General features: G+C 49.0%; 16 protein-coding genes. 10 read left to right on the plus strand and 6 right to left on the minus strand.

What is annotated here, in order from left to right; all coding sequences use genetic code 11:
• Positions 1–37: 37 nt before the first annotated feature.
• The 6 genes from J7619_RS13350 to J7619_RS13375 all read left to right on the plus strand — a co-directional run bounded on the left by J7619_RS13350 (position 38) and on the right by J7619_RS13375 (position 5,326).
• A complete protein-coding gene (locus tag J7619_RS13350; RefSeq protein ID WP_291198955.1) occupies positions 38–1,198 on the plus strand; it encodes a glycosyltransferase family 4 protein in 1,161 nt (386 codons plus the stop codon).
• A complete protein-coding gene (locus J7619_RS13355; RefSeq protein ID WP_291198957.1) occupies positions 1,191–2,177 on the plus strand; it encodes an NAD(P)-dependent oxidoreductase in 987 nt (328 codons plus the stop codon). Before J7619_RS13350 ends, J7619_RS13355 begins: the two co-directional genes overlap by 8 nt.
• Positions 2,164–3,327 carry a LegC family aminotransferase gene (locus J7619_RS13360; RefSeq protein WP_291198959.1) on the plus strand — a complete coding sequence of 388 codons (1,164 nt, stop codon included), beginning with the start codon at positions 2,164–2,166 and terminating at the stop codon, positions 3,325–3,327. Before J7619_RS13355 ends, J7619_RS13360 begins: the two co-directional genes overlap by 14 nt.
• A gap of 5 nt (positions 3,328–3,332) precedes the next feature.
• The gene (locus J7619_RS13365; RefSeq protein WP_291198961.1) at positions 3,333–4,070 is read left to right on the plus strand and encodes a sugar phosphate nucleotidyltransferase; all 738 of its coding nucleotides are present in this window, start codon (positions 3,333–3,335) and stop codon (positions 4,068–4,070) included.
• 165 nt (positions 4,071–4,235) lie between these two features.
• Positions 4,236–5,075 carry a S1 RNA-binding domain-containing protein gene (locus J7619_RS13370; RefSeq protein WP_291198962.1) on the plus strand — a complete coding sequence of 280 codons (840 nt, stop codon included), beginning with the start codon at positions 4,236–4,238 and terminating at the stop codon, positions 5,073–5,075.
• A 47-nt stretch (positions 5,076–5,122) separates the two neighbouring features.
• On the plus strand, positions 5,123–5,326 hold the full coding sequence (locus J7619_RS13375; RefSeq protein ID WP_291198964.1) for a hypothetical protein: 204 nt from the start codon (positions 5,123–5,125) through the stop codon (positions 5,324–5,326).
• Between the two features lie 261 nt (positions 5,327–5,587).
• On the opposite strand, the gene J7619_RS13380 is transcribed toward J7619_RS13375, so the two are convergent.
• A complete protein-coding gene (locus tag J7619_RS13380) occupies positions 5,588–6,892 on the minus strand; it encodes an amidohydrolase family protein (RefSeq protein WP_291198966.1) in 1,305 nt (434 codons plus the stop codon).
• A gap of 29 nt (positions 6,893–6,921) precedes the next feature.
• Positions 6,922–9,960: an amidohydrolase family protein gene (locus tag J7619_RS13385; RefSeq protein WP_291198968.1), complete on the minus strand. Its 3,039-nt coding sequence runs from the start codon at positions 9,958–9,960 to the stop codon at positions 6,922–6,924.
• Positions 9,961–10,077: 117 nt separating this feature from the next.
• Here J7619_RS13385 and J7619_RS13390 point away from each other — a divergent pair, with 117 nt between their 5' ends.
• The 4 genes from J7619_RS13390 (at position 10,078) to J7619_RS13405 (ending at position 12,301) form a co-directional block, all read left to right on the plus strand.
• Complete coding sequence (locus tag J7619_RS13390) at positions 10,078–10,374, plus strand: hypothetical protein (RefSeq protein WP_291198970.1); 297 nt, start codon at positions 10,078–10,080, stop codon at positions 10,372–10,374.
• A gap of 105 nt (positions 10,375–10,479) precedes the next feature.
• Positions 10,480–11,112, plus strand: coding sequence for a SatD family protein (locus J7619_RS13395; protein ID WP_291198972.1), 633 nt, complete (start codon positions 10,480–10,482; stop codon positions 11,110–11,112).
• A gap of 6 nt (positions 11,113–11,118) precedes the next feature.
• A complete protein-coding gene (locus tag J7619_RS13400) occupies positions 11,119–11,874 on the plus strand; it encodes a DUF3307 domain-containing protein (protein ID WP_291198974.1) in 756 nt (251 codons plus the stop codon).
• Between the two features lie 58 nt (positions 11,875–11,932).
• Positions 11,933–12,301 carry a hypothetical protein gene (locus tag J7619_RS13405; RefSeq protein WP_291198976.1) on the plus strand — a complete coding sequence of 123 codons (369 nt, stop codon included), beginning with the start codon at positions 11,933–11,935 and terminating at the stop codon, positions 12,299–12,301.
• Positions 12,302–12,369: 68 nt separating this feature from the next.
• Here the strand turns inward: J7619_RS13405 and J7619_RS13410 are convergent, their stop codons facing one another.
• From J7619_RS13410 to J7619_RS13425, 4 genes are all read right to left on the minus strand, one after another.
• Positions 12,370–12,951: a Uma2 family endonuclease gene (locus J7619_RS13410; RefSeq protein WP_291198978.1), complete on the minus strand. Its 582-nt coding sequence runs from the start codon at positions 12,949–12,951 to the stop codon at positions 12,370–12,372.
• Positions 12,952–13,011: 60 nt separating this feature from the next.
• Complete coding sequence (locus tag J7619_RS13415; RefSeq protein WP_291198980.1) at positions 13,012–14,607, minus strand: peptide chain release factor 3; 1,596 nt, start codon at positions 14,605–14,607, stop codon at positions 13,012–13,014.
• Positions 14,608–14,729: 122 nt separating this feature from the next.
• A complete protein-coding gene (locus J7619_RS13420; RefSeq protein WP_229225596.1) occupies positions 14,730–15,341 on the minus strand; it encodes an inorganic pyrophosphatase in 612 nt (203 codons plus the stop codon).
• A gap of 60 nt (positions 15,342–15,401) precedes the next feature.
• Complete coding sequence (locus J7619_RS13425) at positions 15,402–16,373, minus strand: glycosyltransferase family 2 protein (RefSeq protein ID WP_291198982.1); 972 nt, start codon at positions 16,371–16,373, stop codon at positions 15,402–15,404.
• Positions 16,374–16,433 lie beyond the last annotated feature (60 nt).

Below are 16,433 nucleotides of genomic sequence, written 5' to 3' on the forward strand. Positions count from 1 at the left end.
AAAGAGCTCTGCTTTGCAATACTGAAATCGGAAATCAATGAAGGTACTGGCTATCCATAATATACTCTGGTCGCACTACAAGGCCAGGATTTTCACCCAACTTCACCAACGATTGTGCGAAGAAGGTAACGACTTCTTTGTGCTGCAACTGGCTTTCAGCGAGCTAAGCCGGCTCGGGCTCAAAACCGATCTGAGCATTCATACTTACCCTTACGAAGTCCTGTTTCCCGACAAGGCTATCGAACACATCGGGCTTCTCCCTAAAACACAAAAGTTGCTCGCCGCGCTTCGTCAACACCAGCCAGCGATTGTGTACCTCAACGGCTACTACGACCCCTCCTATTGGTTTGTATTAGGTTACTGCAAAATCAACAAAATAAAAGTCGTGCTGGATTTCGAAAGCAGTGAAATCAGCAGGCAAAGGGTTTGGTGGAAAGAACAGTTGAAAAAGGTCTTTCTTGGTCAATGCCATGCACTGGTATGCCTCGGACAGAAAGCGGCCGAATACGCGCTGAAACTGGATGTGAGCCGCGAGCGTATTCACAGTACCAAAAATGTGGGGGTAGATAATGATGCCCTGCTTGAAATCTTCAAACGCGAACTCTCATTGCGCGCGCGCAGGAAAGCGGAAGCCGGCCTGCCGCGTTACAACTTCGTGTACGCCGGCCGGTTCGTAGAGCGCAAGAATCTCGATATGTTCATCAGGGCTTTTCATGAAGCCCGGCAACGCGCTGGAAACGGCAGCGAATGGGGGTTGATCTTGAGCGGGGAAGGAAGTCAGAAGCCGCGGCTTCTGGAACTGATACGCTCGCTGGGTTGCGAATCGGTGCATTGGATGGAACCTTGTGAGTGGTATGAGGTACCCATCCGCTATACACTTGCCGACGTTGCCGTACTACCGAGTACGTTCGAACCATTCGGATTTCTGACCAACGAGGCGATGGTATATTCCATGCCGGTGCTTGTATCGGAACGGTGCGGAAGCGCGGCCGACCTCGTCATCGACGGCCTCAATGGCTTCCGTTTCGATCCTTCCAACCAGGACGACTTTACAAACAAACTGCTATGGTTCATGGACCATCCCGAAAAATTCGGGCAGATGGGCGGCAACGGAAAGGCTATCATCGATCAATGGTCACCTGACATTATTACGGAAGAACTTATTCAATCATTTCACAAAGTATCTGCATATGATTAATCAACAAACCAAAACGGTTCTGGTAACAGGCGGCGCGGGTTATATCGGCTCCGAGCTGGTTCGTATATTGTTGGAGGAACAGTTTCGTGTGGTTGTACTTGACAACCTGTCTTTTGGCGGCGAATCGCTGCTGAGTTTCTGGGGCAACCCTGCATTCACCTTCATCAAAGGCGACCTCCGGAACGACGCCGACATCAAAGCAGCATTAAATGGAGTGCATTACGTGTGCCATCTTGCAGCGATCGTCGGTGAGCCTCCCTGCAAGAAATACCCCGACCTGGCATTGGAAGTAAACTGGCACGCGTCCGTGCGCCTGTACGAGCTTTGCGAAGAAGCAGGGGTCGAACGGTTTGTGTTTGCTTCCACTTGCAGTAATTATGGCAAGATGGCCGTCGCCGACGCGCTTCTCGACGAGACTGCCGAGCTGAACCCGATTTCCTTGTATTCCGAGACCAAGGTCAATTTCGAAAAATATCTGCTTAGCCGCGAAAACAGCACTATTACACGCACTATTCTTCGCTTTTCCACGGTTTACGGCATATCACCAAGGCCCCGCTTTGATCTGACTGTCAACGAATTCACACGAGATGCGGCATTGGGAAAACCATTGCTGATCTACGGCGAAAACTTCTGGCGCCCCTATTGCCATGTAAGCGACCTCGCCCGATCCGTGAAAATGGCGCTTACGGCCGATCAGAAAAAAGTAAACGGCGAAGCATTCAACGTAGGCGATACTTCTCAGAACTATACCAAGAAAATGCTGGCAGCCGAGATCAGCAAAGCGATCCCTTCGCTCGAAGTGAACTACCACCCGGTGATCACCGACCCGCGTGACTACAAAGTGAATTGCGACAAAATCAAAACCGTGCTCGGTTTTACGATTACCAAAACTGTCCCGAAAGGTATCCGGGAAATAGCCTCGCTATTTCAAGAACAGGTAATCAGCGAACCAATGCATGCACGCTATGGAAACGTATAAACCCTCCCCTATCCCACTTTGCGAACCCAACCTCGGCGGGCGCGAAAAACAATACATGGCCGAGGCCGTCGACTCGAACTGGCTCTCAGGCGGAAGTTTCCTGCGCCGGTTCGAGCAGCAGTTGGCCGACTACGCGGGCGCGGCGCATGTGATAGGCGTAAGCAACGGCACGAGCGCGTTGCAAGTAGCGCTCGCGCTCGCAGGTGTGGAAAAAGGAGACCTTGTACTGGTACCCAATCTCACATTTGTAGCAACGGCCAATGCGGTCAAATACCTCGGCGCTGATCCGGTAATGGTCGATATCGACGCCCGTACTTGGCTGATGGACCTCGACCTGTTGCAGGATTTCCTGGAAAATCAGACTTTCCGGAACAGCAACGGCTGTTTTCACCGCGAAAGCCACCGGCGTATTAAAGCGGTGGTACCCGTGCACTTACTGGGAAATGTCTGTGAAATGGAGCGGCTGAATGAAATGGCAGATCATTTCGCACTAGCCGTTGTGGAAGATGCCGCCTGTTCGCTGGGCTCGTTTCAGAACGGCTGGCATTCTGGTACGTCCGGCTTACTGGGAACCATGAGTTTTAACAGTAACAAAATCATTACCACCGCCGGCGGAGGAGCAATCCTGACGAACGATGAAGCATTGGCAAAACGTGCCCGCCACCTGATTACGCAATCCAAAAGCCATGCTACCGAATATATTCACGACGAACTGGGCTACAACTTCCGGCTGGTCAATCCGCTCGCGGCCATGGGCTGTGCGCAAATGGAACAACTACCGGGTTTTATCCAAAGAAAAAAGGAGGTCGCCGCCTGGTATCAACGCGAATTGGGGGAATACGATGTGGTATTCCAGCAGCTAACGCCCGGTACGGATTCCAACTATTGGCATTCCGCCGTGCTTGCGGAGGATAGCCGCAACCTTATCGCAGCATTGGCGGCGGACAATATCGAATCGAGACCGCTCTGGACGCCGATTCATGAGCTGCCCGTGTTCACAAACGATTTGTATGTGACGCGCGAAAACGTCTCCTCTGATGTGTCCCGGCAAGGGATCATGCTTCCCTGCTCTACGTCGATAACCGACGAACAATTGAAAAGGGTTACGCAAAGCATCGCAAAGTTTCTGGATGTAAGCATAAAAGTATAAGTCCTATGTACTGGAATTCGGAAATGGACCCGCGGTCCGTCAATGTCGTCATCATGGCCGGAGGCAAAGGTACACGCCTGAAACCGTTGACCGACAATACGCACAAATCCCTCATCCCCGTGGGCGGCAAACCCATCATCCGGCATCTCATTGACCATTTGAGGACATTCGGTTTCAGGGAAATCCACATTTCGGTCGGGCACATGGCCGAACAAATCACCAGTTACCTGGGCGACGGACGTGAAATGGGCGTTATCGTACGGTACTTGCAGGAACACATCCCAATGGGTAGCATCGGCGCCATGACGTTGAAGCGACACTGGCCCCACGAACATTTCCTGGTGATCAATGGGGATGTGTATTCCAATTTCGACATCGGAAATCTCTCCGAGCAATACTTTTCACGGAAGGCAGATATGGCTGTCCTGGCTGCGCCGAATATCGTAAAAGTGCCTTACGGCGTGCTGGAAATAACCTCTGACGGCTACGTCAACAGTCTGGCAGAAAAACCGGACTATGAATTTATGGTCAATGCAGGGGTTTACTTATTTAATAAAAAAGTCCTCAACCTGTTGCCAAAAGGCATTTCCTATGAAGGCTGGCAACTGGTACAATCCGCATTACATACGGGGCTGCATGTTGCCGGAGTAACTCAGACCACTGGATACTGGATCGACATTGGTAGTATGGAAACGTTAGGAAAGGCCCAGGAAATGAGCCAGACGGGTATTGAACAGGAGTAACAGTTCTATTCCAATGGCACCCGCAGCAGTTTCTGGTCGCGGTGTCATACCGGCTGAACTACTCGAAAGGGAGGCAAAATATGGATAAGCAGGTCGAAATGAACGATGAGGGAGTAATTCGGTGTGAAAGCGTTACCTTTGCATCCGAACCTCGTTATTTGAATAATGCTATTTATCGGAAAATACAATTACCTGACCATCGAGCGGGTTACCAGCGTAGGGATGTTCCTGAGCGATGTGGAAGGTGAAGAAGTGCTGCTTCCCAACCAATACATTACGGACGACATGCAAGTCGGCGATCAGATCAAGGTTTTCGTGTACCTCGACTCTGAAGATCGACCCGTAGCGACCACGCAGACGCCCAAGATCATCCGCAACGAATTCGCTTTTCTGGAAGTAACGGATGTCTCCGAATATGGTGCATTCCTCGATTGGGGCCTCATTAAGGACCTTTTCGTACCATTCCGCGAGCAGCCAAAGCCCATGGAGATCGGCGAATGGCACGTCGTGTTCTTGTACCTCGACCAGAAATCGCAACGACTGCTGGCCTCCGCCAAAATCGACAAATTCCTTGAAAGCGAGCGGCTCACCGTAGCGGAAGGCGATGAAGTGGATTTGCTCGTCTGGCAGAAAACCGATCTCGGCTATAATGTAGTCGTGAATCAATACCACAAGGGCCTCATTTACGCCAACGAAGTATTCCAGCCGCTGCAAATCGGTGATTCCCTGAAAGGTTATATCAAAAAAATACGCGAAGAGAATAAGCTGGACATCAGCTTGCAAAAGAGTGGCTATGAAGTAGTAGAGCCAGTAGCGCAGCAAATACTGGAAGAGGTAAAAAACGGCAAAGGCTTTCTGAACCTTTCCGACAGTTCGTCGCCCGAAGACATTTACAACCGGCTAAAAATTAGTAAAAAAGTCTTCAAAAAAGCCATCGGCGGGTTGTATAAGCAGGGGATTATCCGAATCGAAGACAACGGGATTTACTTGGCAGAGAAGCGTTGATTGATCAGATTTTTGTAAATTCAATTTTGAATAAACTGATCAGATATATGAAAACCATTGAAATAGAAATCACTGATGATAAGGCATTGAAGCTTCTATTGGATATGGAAGAAATGCATTTGATCAAAGTGATCCGTAACCAGCGACCGCTTTCTGACTTAAGAAAACAAATCAAGTCGCCAATGACTGATCAGGAAATTGATTCCCGGCTTAACACACTAAGGAATGAAGGAAGAGAGATATCTGATTGATACCAGCGCTGTTATAAAATACTTAAACGGAACACTGTCGCCATCAGGCCTGCTTTTACTGGACAGAATTGTTGATAGCGAAACAATTCTGTCTTTGAATTACAGAAATTGAATTGCGTAACAATTTAATGCTCATCGCCGACAATGATACGGATTTTGCGAAAGTTGAAAAGCTAAAATATCTCAATCCAAATCGTAAAAATTAAAAGGCATCCGTCAGTATTTGCCGGATGCCTTTTTCAATACAGATCTTTTGGCTACTTACTTCTTGCCATATTTCTCCTTATACTTCTCGTAAAGCCTTTTCTGCTTGTCGTCGAGATTAACTTTGCCGCCGCGTATGTATGCCGCCTGGACCATATTGCTGCGCATATCGAGGATATCGCCGTCAGAAACGAGCAATGAGGCCTGTTTCCCCTTTTCAAGCGTCCCGACCTGCTGTCCTGCACCGATAATATCGGCTGCATTCCGCGTAACAAATTGCAATGCTTCCTCGGATGTTACACCACTGAAACCGGATGCGGTACCGGCCAAAAAGCCGAGGTTTCTCGTGCGCCACCATTCATCTGCATAAGTAATGGCAACTTTCACGCCTGCTTTATGAAGTAGTCCGGGCAGTTCGTAGGGAAGGTAAACGTTTTCGTCCACACCATCCGGAAGCCGATGCGTGGTATTGATAATTACGGGAACTCCATTTTCCTTCAAAAACGAGGTCACTTTGTAGGATTCGTTACCGCCTGCAATGACGATCTTTTTTACACCTGCTTCCTGAGCAAAGCGAATGGATTCTATAATGTCCTTCGCGTAGTCCGCACGGATGTAAAGATTGGCCGTGCCTGTAAAAAGTGGCTTCATCGCTTCCAGACGAAGATTTACCGGAGTCGGGTTAGCGACTTCCGCGTAAGCCTTTGCCTCCGAGAATGTCTTTTTAAAGAGGTCTATTACCTCCTGACGCTTGTCGTTTCGTTTAATGGAGTAAGTAAAGGTCTCATTATCGAAATTTCCTGCCAGAAAAGGAGGCCAGCTTAGCCAAATACCGTCGTCCTTTTTCAGAACAGCGTCTTCCCAGTTCCATCCATCGCTGTAAAAAACAGATGATGAACCCGATATCGCACCACCTTGCGGAACAGCCTGCGACAACAGGATGCCATTACCACGCAAAGTCGGAATCACTTCCGAATCGGTGTTGTAGGCAACGAGCGCACGGACGTGAGGATTGATCTCTCCTACTTCCCGATAATCAAGCGTGGCCCTGACCGACGCAATTTCCTGCAATCCGACGGTCGTGTTCAAAGAAATCAAGCCCGGAAAAATATGCTTTCCCTTTACATCTACGGTTTCGGCACCCGAGGGGCTTGTTACCGAAGCTGCCGGTCCTACCTGCGTGATAATGCCTTTATCGAACGCTATGGCGCCATTCTGGATTATCTCGCCGTTGCCGATGTGGATCGTTGCCCCCGTGAGCACTACCGGCCTGGTTTGCGGCTTCGCGGGTGCCGGATTTTGCGCTTGCACTCCGACCGTCAGTCCCAGTAAGAGGCCGGCTATTAGTTTATAGCTTTTCATAAAAATCAATTTGAATGTCCTGAAACAGTTTATTTACCGGCGTGGATATCAACGTGCTCTGCGTGGATTCCCACAACATCTTCGCAATGCCACATATGCGGCTTCGTTGCTTCCGGTTTCTGCGTAGGTTTGCCTTCTGCTTTTTCACCCAGCATTTTCTGGATCAGCCTTTCGCGTTCCACTACGATGGATTTCCGTTTCTCTTCATCCTTTTTACGGTCAAAATAAATAGCGCCTTCAATCATTGTAAAATCAGGTCTTGCATATACCGAAAGCGGGCTCGCATTCCAGAGCACCAGGTCAGCATCCTTACCGGCTTTCACGCTTCCCATCCGGTCGTCCACATGCAACAATTTGGCAGGGTTCAAAGTCACCATTTTCCAGGCTTCCTCTTCCGGAACGCCACCATACTCCACCGTTTTGGCAGCTTCCTGATTCAGACGCCGCGCCATTTCAGCATCGTCGGAGTTGATCGCCACGGTCACGCCTTCGTGGTACATTAATGCCGCATTATAAGGGATCGCTTCTTTCACTTCCATTTTATAGGCCCACCAATCCGCGAACGTCGAGCCGCCGATGCCGCGTTTCTGCATACCATCGGCGAGTTTGTAACCTTCCAGAATATGGGTAAATGTGTTGATCCTGAATTTCAGTGAATCTGCGACGTGCATGAGCATATTGATCTCAGATTGCACATAGGAATGGCAGGTAATAAAGCGCTCGTTGCCTAGAATTTCTGCCAGTGCATCGAGCTCTATATCGCGACGAGGTGCTGCGATATTCGCCTTTTTGGCATTCGCATTGTAGCTCTTCCAACTCGCTGCATATTCTTTTGCACGCAGGAAATGGTCGAAATAGATTTGCTCCACCCCCATACGCGTCTGCGGGAAGCGCACGCGCTGCGTGTCGCCCCAGTTCGACTGTTTCACGTTTTCGCCCAGTGCGAACTTGATCGTTTTCACTTCCGGGATCAGCATTTCGGATTGGCTTGCACCCCATTTCAGCTTGATCATCGCACTTTGCCCGCCGATCGAGTTGGCCGAACCGTGCAGCAAATGCGAAGCCGTAACACCACCCGCCAACTGCCGGTAGATATTGATATCGTCGGGATTGATCACATCGCTCATACGCACCTCCGCCGAGCTGGACTGACCACCCTCATTGATGCTGAAAAGCGCGATATGCGAATGCTCATCGATAATGCCACTCGTAAGGTGCTTGCCGGTTCCATCGATCGTTCTCGCTCCCGACGGTGCTGAGAGGCCCTTCCCTACTTTGGTAATTTTGCCATTCTGAACAATCACATCGGCATTTTGCAGGATGCCCTCTTTTTCATTCGTCCAGATCGTTGCGTTTTTGATCAGGACTGTTTCTTTGGTTGGCAATGTCTCATTTCCATAACCCACAAATGGATACACAATCGGCCCCGTTTCCTTGCTTTTCGGCTTCGTGGTATCGGCGGTAGCGACCGCTGCATTCTTTTCCGTGAGTGCGGCGCTCCAGGGGATGACAGTCCCGTCGGGCAGCACACCTTCTCCGCTGAACCCATTTCCGCTCAACCAACCCGTAAGACGGGTTGTACCACCCACTTTTTTATCCTGCTGGTAACTTAGCGTAAGCAATGCATTCGCCAGGATTGCCTTTGGAGTAATCTTGATCGAATCCTGTACCGTGATCTTGTACTCCGGCTTTTCCGGCGAGCCGGTGATCTGCAACTTCCCGGCGGGCTGGTTGTTCAACGACAGCGAGTAAGTACCCCTGATATCCGGCGCATCCAATGCCGTCAGCACGAATTTCTTGCCCTGGATCCAGTTTTCGTAAATCACATTATCTTTCGAAAACAGGTCACCCGAAGTAATGATGAAGTTAGCGAGCATCCCCGCTTTCAAGCTTCCGATCTTATTATCGGCCTTGATCAGCGAGGCCGGAAGGGTTGTCAGCGCTGCGAGTGCTCTTTCTTTGGGCAGGCCATATTCGATGGCAGTCCGCAGATTTTTCCAGAAATCGGCTTTGTTCCGCAATCCCGAAGTAGTCAATGCAAAAGGGATCTCCGCTTTCGCAACTTCCGAGGCATTACGTGGCGCCAGTTCCCAGTGTTTGAGCTGGCTCATGGTTACCACTTCCGCATCCCATGGGTCGGTCACGTCGTAGGCGTCCGGAAATACCAGCGGTAACACCAGCGTTGCCTTACTGGCTTTAATCTCCTGAATACGCTGATATTCGTCTCCTCCTCCACGAATAATGTATTGTATACCAAATTCATCCCCGATTTTGTCTGCCCGCAGGATACTGTATTTGTCTCCCGTTTCAAAAAAAGAAGGCAGCGTTTTGATCTGGTTGAATGCTTCAAGCGACAGGTTCGTCTCCTTCTTGTTTCCGCCTTTCGCATACCAGTCGGCATCGTAATAATTTTGTCTCAGAAGCGCCACCACGCCCATTCCCGACGACGGGTAGGTCTGCGATGAGCTCCCTTTGCCAAAAGAGAAATGCGCCGACGCTTTTCCGTTAAGCATCGCCTTGTTGGCTGGTTCGTCGGTAAGCGTCACGAGCGCACCGCTTCCTCGCACAATGCCGTCGTGCGAATGCACCAATACCGTGCCGAAACCGATTTTCCGCAAGTCGCCCGCTTTTTTGGAATCGGGTGTGAAAAGAAGGCTGGCATCCGTTTCGGGCTGAATGGCTTGGTTCCAGCCGAATGCACCTTTCTTATTCGATTCCAGCTGCGGGCTTTGACGTCCGCCGCCACCTTGTGCTTTTCTGACTTCCGGCATTCCATAATCCGAATCCAGTTCGATGAGCGACGCGTAAATGAATTTGCCCTTCAGATCGACGGTTACCGTACCGGCGGGAATTTTCACTTGCTTGCCCGTTTCCCGGATAACACCGTCCTCGATCAGCATTGTAGCGTTCTCGATGGTTGTTTTCGGGTCAACAACAATCGTTGCGTTCGTAAAAGCGTAGCGCCCTGGCCTTTCATCATAGGCGCCGTTTCTTGGGAAAGTTTCCTGCGCATGGCAATACACTGCCAGCGTCATGCAGCCTAATATCGTTGATAATTGTTTAAACATATATTGTTGTCTTAATTACAATTGTGCCTTACAATATACAAGTAAAATCGGTAAATAAGGGCCCTGAGGCGTATCTTGCAGCTGTTTTCATCGTTGTTCACCATCTTTCCATCGATCATGACATTCGAACAATTCCAGGAATCGATTTCCGAGCCAGCTCCTCCCAAAGGTCTTTCTGTACTTCTGAAAGCACTTTGGCACGACGCTAACGGCGACTGGGAAGCAGCCCATAATATCGCCCAAAGCCGGGAGGGGACGCAGCCTTACGACCGTTTACACGCCTATCTGCACCGTGTTGAAGGCGATACTTTCAATGCAGGGTACTGGTACAGACGTGCTGGTTCAGAAGTATTTAGGGGAAGCTTGAAAGAAGAGTGGGCCTATCTGGCGAACCTTTTTCTCAAAAAAGCATAAGGTTTTTACCTTATATTCGACCAATATAAGGTTTTTGGCTTATATATTTAAAATATAAGGCTTTTACCTTATATTTGACTATTATAAGTAAAAAACCTTATACTCATGAAAGCGTTCCGGGCGGTCATAACTGCTGATATGGTGAATTCTACGCAGTTTTCGCGCGAAGAATCAACTGCATGGCTGGAAGAATTACTGGTTATTTTGCACCAAAATCAGGTTTTCAAATGGGCACTAAAACCTGAAATATACCGTGGTGATAGCTTCCAGGCTGTTTTGAAGAATCCCGATGAAGTCATGCGCATGGCCATACTCGCACGCGCATGTATGCGTAAGCACGCACCCAATGCCGATATGCGCGTAGCCATCGGCATTGGCCATACCGAGCAACTCACCGACCGCCCAGGCACCTCTGACGGCGAAGCATTCAGGCTTTCGGGGCACCTGGCTGATACAATCCGTCAGCAGAAAGCAAGGATCGGCATAGCGCTTCCCAGGCCATCCGAGCCATTGTCGGCCACACTGGATCTGCTGGAAACAGTCATCGAAAGCTGGACATCCGCTCAAAGCCAGGTAATTGAAGCGCTGCTACAAGGCAAAAATGTGACACAGATAGCCGAAAAGCTGTCCATCAGCCAGCCGGCAGCAAGCCAGCGGGTTGCCTCGGCGAAGTGGTGGGCTATTGATAGTTTTCTTGCTACCTTTCCAAAGCAATTATCACTATACACTAAACGCTAAGTTCCCATGACAGAATTTCTGCTGCTCCTTTTGGCACACGTTCTCGTAGATTTTTACTGGCAGCCTACCCGGTGGGTAACCGACAAAAAGGAGAAAAAATACAAATCCCGGTATTTGTATTTCCACATATTACTCGTCATAATCGTCTCCTACATCGCCCTGCATCAATGGACAAATCCGTTCCCGGCCATCGCATTGGGCTTGGTACACGGCGTGATCGACCTTGTTAAAATATCATTCGATAAAAAGGGGTCCCTTACCTGGTTTATCGCCGACCAGGCTGCACACCTGGTTACGATCGCAATCACCGCACTCATTCTCACCAGCCACATATCAGTTGGTTTTGAAGCGCTCACCGTATGGTTCAACACCCCTAAAACCCTGGCAACCTTATCCGGAGCGCTGCTTTCGCTATCTCCCATCTCGTTTCTGGTAGGCATTCTGACCAAACCGTGGCGCGAGGAACTCAGCAAACTCGCACCAGAGGCAGACGACAACCTCGCCAGCGCGGGCCGTTGGATAGGTATGTCCGAACGGTTGCTCATTTTTGTTTTTGTATTAGTCAATCAATATTCGGCCATTGGCTTCCTCATCGCCGCTAAATCGCTGCTGAGGTATAACGACAAATCAAACGAACCGGGCATTCCACCGGCTTATATCAGCAAGAAATCGGAATATGTACTGGTAGGCACATTAATGAGTTACACCTGTGCCATTGCCGTCGCATTGGCGGTTCAGGTACTCAGTCAAAAATTTAAATAGCCCATTAAACTTGCCGCTCCATTTTACATCTAACCTGGGTATCTAAACTTTTTTGACCATGAGGAAAACATTGTTGGCCATTTTACTGGCATTTGTAAGCTTCACAACCTTCGCGCAACGCGGCGGCAACGCAACGCCTGAGCAACGCGCCGAGAACCAGACTAAAACTCTGACCGAAAACCTCAAACTTTCGGAAGATCAGCAGAAAAAAGTATATGACCTTAGTCTCACCCGCGCCAAGAAAATGCAGGAACTAAGGGATTCTCAAAACATGGACCGCGAACAAATGCGGGCTTCGATGGAAACATTCAACACCGAACTTTCCAAAATCCTGACCGTAGAACAGCAGGAAAAATACAAAACTATGCTCGAAGACCGCCGCAATAACCGCGGTGGCGGAGGTGGCGGAGGCGGCCCCAGGAATTAACTCAATTAATACAAAACAGGCTGCCACATTCACATATGGCAGCCTGTTTTATTTATATAGTCTGGATTTTAAATCACTCCTTCCTCCTTCAAAAGATCATTCAGACAAAACTGATATTGATCAAAAACAGGAACCATTTCATCCCATTCATAAATAGACCATTCACGCGACTGATCCATTACCATGATCTTACGGTTTTCTGTCAAAATCCAAATCACCCGTTCCGTACTGAACTCGATCATCTTTTCGCTTTTACGAGAAAAGTAGTCCTCAGGGCTTGGGAACTGGCCTGCCTCGATTTTCACATCTATCTCGATCGCTATTTTTGGAGGGACATCAGGGTAGCTTTTTGAAAATTTATCCTTGATCAACGCCTTGTCAAAAACAGCAACATCGTTGGCTAAGTTATTTCCATGCGAGACATGCAATCCAGTTTCACCAGATACCACCCAGTACGGCATGCCCTTTAACATTCGGCTGATACAAGTACTAACAATTCTCATAATCAACCCTTGAATAAAACTACAACCCATAACATCCTCCGGAGACAAATTATTTTCCAGTACCTTCTTGTAGCCCTTGCGGTACAAGGGGCGTCCGTCGAGTTCTTCGAAGATCAAGCTAGCAGGAATCGTCTCGGTGAGTATCATGTTTTTTTCAATTGGCCTCTAAACAAATATAGCGAATTTCAACCTAACTCAAAGTCAGCCTCAAAGCGCCATTTCCGTTTTAAACTCCGATGTAAAATGGAAGTGAATGGCCGGATTGTTTTCGCGGTTCATGCGGATCATCCATTCGGATTCGGCGAGGAATACCGGGTTGCGATCCTTATCGTAGGCGATTTGGTTGCCTTTGAGGCGGACAAACTGGTCCATAGCCGGTTTCTCGTTGGCAGTAAGCCAGCAGGCGCGGGAAATGTTCATGGGCACCCAGCGGCATTTTGCGCCATATTCATGTTCGAGGCGATACTGGATTACATCGAATTGAAGTTCTCCAACGGTACCTACGACTTTTCTATTGCCGAGATCCAGCGTGAAGAGCTGCGCCACGCCTTCGTCGGTGAGCTGCTGGATACCCTTTTCCAATTGCTTGGATTTCATCGGGTCCATATTGATCAGCTCCTTAAAGATTTCGGGTGAGAAGCTTGGGATACCAGAGAATTGAAGGTTTTCGCCTTCTGTCAAAGTATCGCCAATTTTGAAGTTTCCGGTGTCATAAAGACCTACCACGTCGCCCGGGAAGCCTTCGTCCATTACACTTTTGTCTGAAGCCATGAAGGTGAATGGGCTCGAAAAACGCACCTCCTTGCCTAGACGTACGTGTTTGTAAAATTTGTTCCGCTCGAATTTCCCCGAACAAATCCGCAGGAACGCAATGCGGTCGCGGTGACGGGGGTCGAGGTTGGCGTGGATTTTAAATACAAAACCGGTGAATTTCGGTTCGGTAGGTTCCACTTCGCGCACGTCTGTAGGGCGCGGCTGCGGAATCGGCGAAATATCACAGAATGTGTCCAGCAATTCTTTGATACCGAAATTATTGATGGCACTTCCAAAGAACACCGGCGCGAGCTGCCCTTTCTGGTAAGCTTCTTCCGAAAATGCATCGTAAACACCTTCCACTAGCTCCACGTCCTCGGTCAACTGGTTAGCATCCCTTTCGCCGAGTAACTCCGTAAGCTTCTCGTCTTCCAGATTTACCTTCGCGACGTCATTCTCGATCTTGGTCTTATTGATTTTGAAGAAATACAGCATTTGCTCGTACAAACTGTAAACGCCCTTGAAATTGGCACCCATATTGATGGGCCATGTAAGCGGGCGAACGCGGATATTCAGCTTGCTTTCCAGCTCGTCGAGCAGTTCAAACGGATTCTGGCCTTCGCGGTCGAGTTTGTTGATGAACACGATCACCGGCGTGTTACGCATGCGGCAAACCTCCATCAAACGCTCGGTTTGCTCTTCGACACCTTTTACACAGTCCACCACCAGGATTACGCTATCCACGGCGGTCAATGTGCGGTAAGTATCTTCGGCAAAGTCCTTGTGACCAGGCGTATCGAGGATATTGATCAGCAGATCCTTATATTCGAAGGTCATTACCGACGTCGCCACCGAGATCCCACGCTGCTTCTCGATCTCCATAAAGTCGGAAGTCGCGGTCTTCTTGATTTTATTGGATTTTACCGCACCCGCTGTCTGGATCGCGCCCCCGAAAAGGAGCAGCTTTTCGGTCAAAGTGGTTTTCCCGGCATCGGGGTGGCTGATGATCGCAAACGTGCGGCGCTTCTTAATTTCTTGTAAATTACTCATATATGCCTGGCAGCGAGTGCCAATGGTTGGTCAAAATTTGCGCAAAGATACGAATTAAAAAAAGCCGCCCCTAGCGGGAGCGGCTCTAAATTCCGTCAGCAGACGTCATGTGCTGCGTCGGCTCAATAATAAGAATGCTTGTAGTCTTCTACCGAAGTAAGAATCACTTCATGCGCCTCATCCTTACCGTAAACATTGGTAATCTCGATATGCGCCTTCTCGCCCGGCAAGTTTTTATAAGTCAGGAAGTAGTGTTTCAAACGCTCCACGATACCGTCCGGCAGCTCGCTCAGGTCGTTGAACTGGCCGTAAACTTCGTCACCTTTCAGAACAGCAATGATTTTATCGTCGGCCTCGCCGCCATCGATCAGACGGATACCGCCGATGGGCTTCGCCTCGCACATAATGTTACCATGCGAAATGATTTTTTCGCACAATACGATGATATCCAGCGGGTCACCATCGCCCTCGGTCACATCGCGACCAGACCGCTCACGTGCCAGCGCCGCAATTTTATCCGCGCAATAAGTTTTGGGAATAAAACCGTACAATGCCGGAACGATGTTCGAGTACTTCTGAGGGCGGTCGATTTTGAGGTAACCGGTGGCCTTGTCAATTTCGTATTTTACGGTATCGGTAGGAACAATCTCAATAAATGCAGTAACTAATTCGGGTGCCTTGTCACCCATTGGAATTCCGTGCCACGGATGTGCTTTGTGTACGTTAGCGATCATTAGTTGTGTAATAGGTAATAACTTTAAACTTAAATTTCGTTGAATACTGATCTTGATTTCTTACAACCCTGCCTTTTCAGCAATAGTGTAATCCCCTGTCTTTGAAACAGATTGCTTCACAAACAATTCACCCAAAAATCCTGCGAGAAATAATTGAGAGCCTACCATAATCGCGACAAGCGCCAGAAAGAACAGCGGGTTCTCTGTAACATTCCGGTAGGGCAATAAATTGTAAATGTTATATATCTTTTTTCCGATAAGCCATACCGCTATAAGGCTTCCAAGAAAAAACATAAGGGTTCCCAGACTCCCAAACAAATGCATGGGCCTTCGTCCAAACTTATTCACAAAGGCGATCGAAAGCAAATCCAGGAAGCCAAAAATGAACCGCTCGAGACCGAATTTTGTGTGACCGTATTTACGCGCACGGTGCTGTACCACCTTCTCCCCGATCTTCGCGAAACCATTCCATTTGGCGATCACCGGAATGTAGCGGTGCATCTCTCCGTAGATAGTGATATTCTTCACAACCTCCCTGCGGTAAGCTTTCAGACCACAGTTAAAATCGTGCAAATAAACACCTGAGATACTGCGGGTAGCGGCATTAAACAGCTTTGTAGGGATCGTTTTGGTGATCGGGTCGTAACGCTTTTTCTTCCAGCCCGAGATCAGGTCATAGCGGTCGTTGACGATCATGCTGTACAACTCCGGGATTTCGTCCGGACTATCCTGCAAATCGGCATCCATAGTGATCACGACATCACCCTTTGCCGCCTGAAAGCCTGTTTGCAAGGCAGCTGTTTTGCCATAATTCCGCACAAAACTCATTCCGCGTATATTGGGATTTTCCTGCGAAAGCCGCTGGATCACCTCCCAGGACCGGTCCTTGCTGCCGTCGTCCATGAAAAGCACCTCGTACGTAAAATGATTTTCGTCCATGACCCTCGCAATCCACTCGCAGAGCTCGGGAAGCGACTCTTCTTCATTATAAAGCGGGATAACAACGGAAATCTGGATAGCTTGGTTGGTCATGTACGGTTTCAGTGACAATGCTTTGCCGGTAATTTGCGGCAAAGTTCGTGTTTTTCCTGA

This window comes from Dyadobacter sp. (assembly GCF_017744695.1).
Taxonomy (GTDB): domain Bacteria; phylum Bacteroidota; class Bacteroidia; order Cytophagales; family Spirosomataceae; genus Dyadobacter.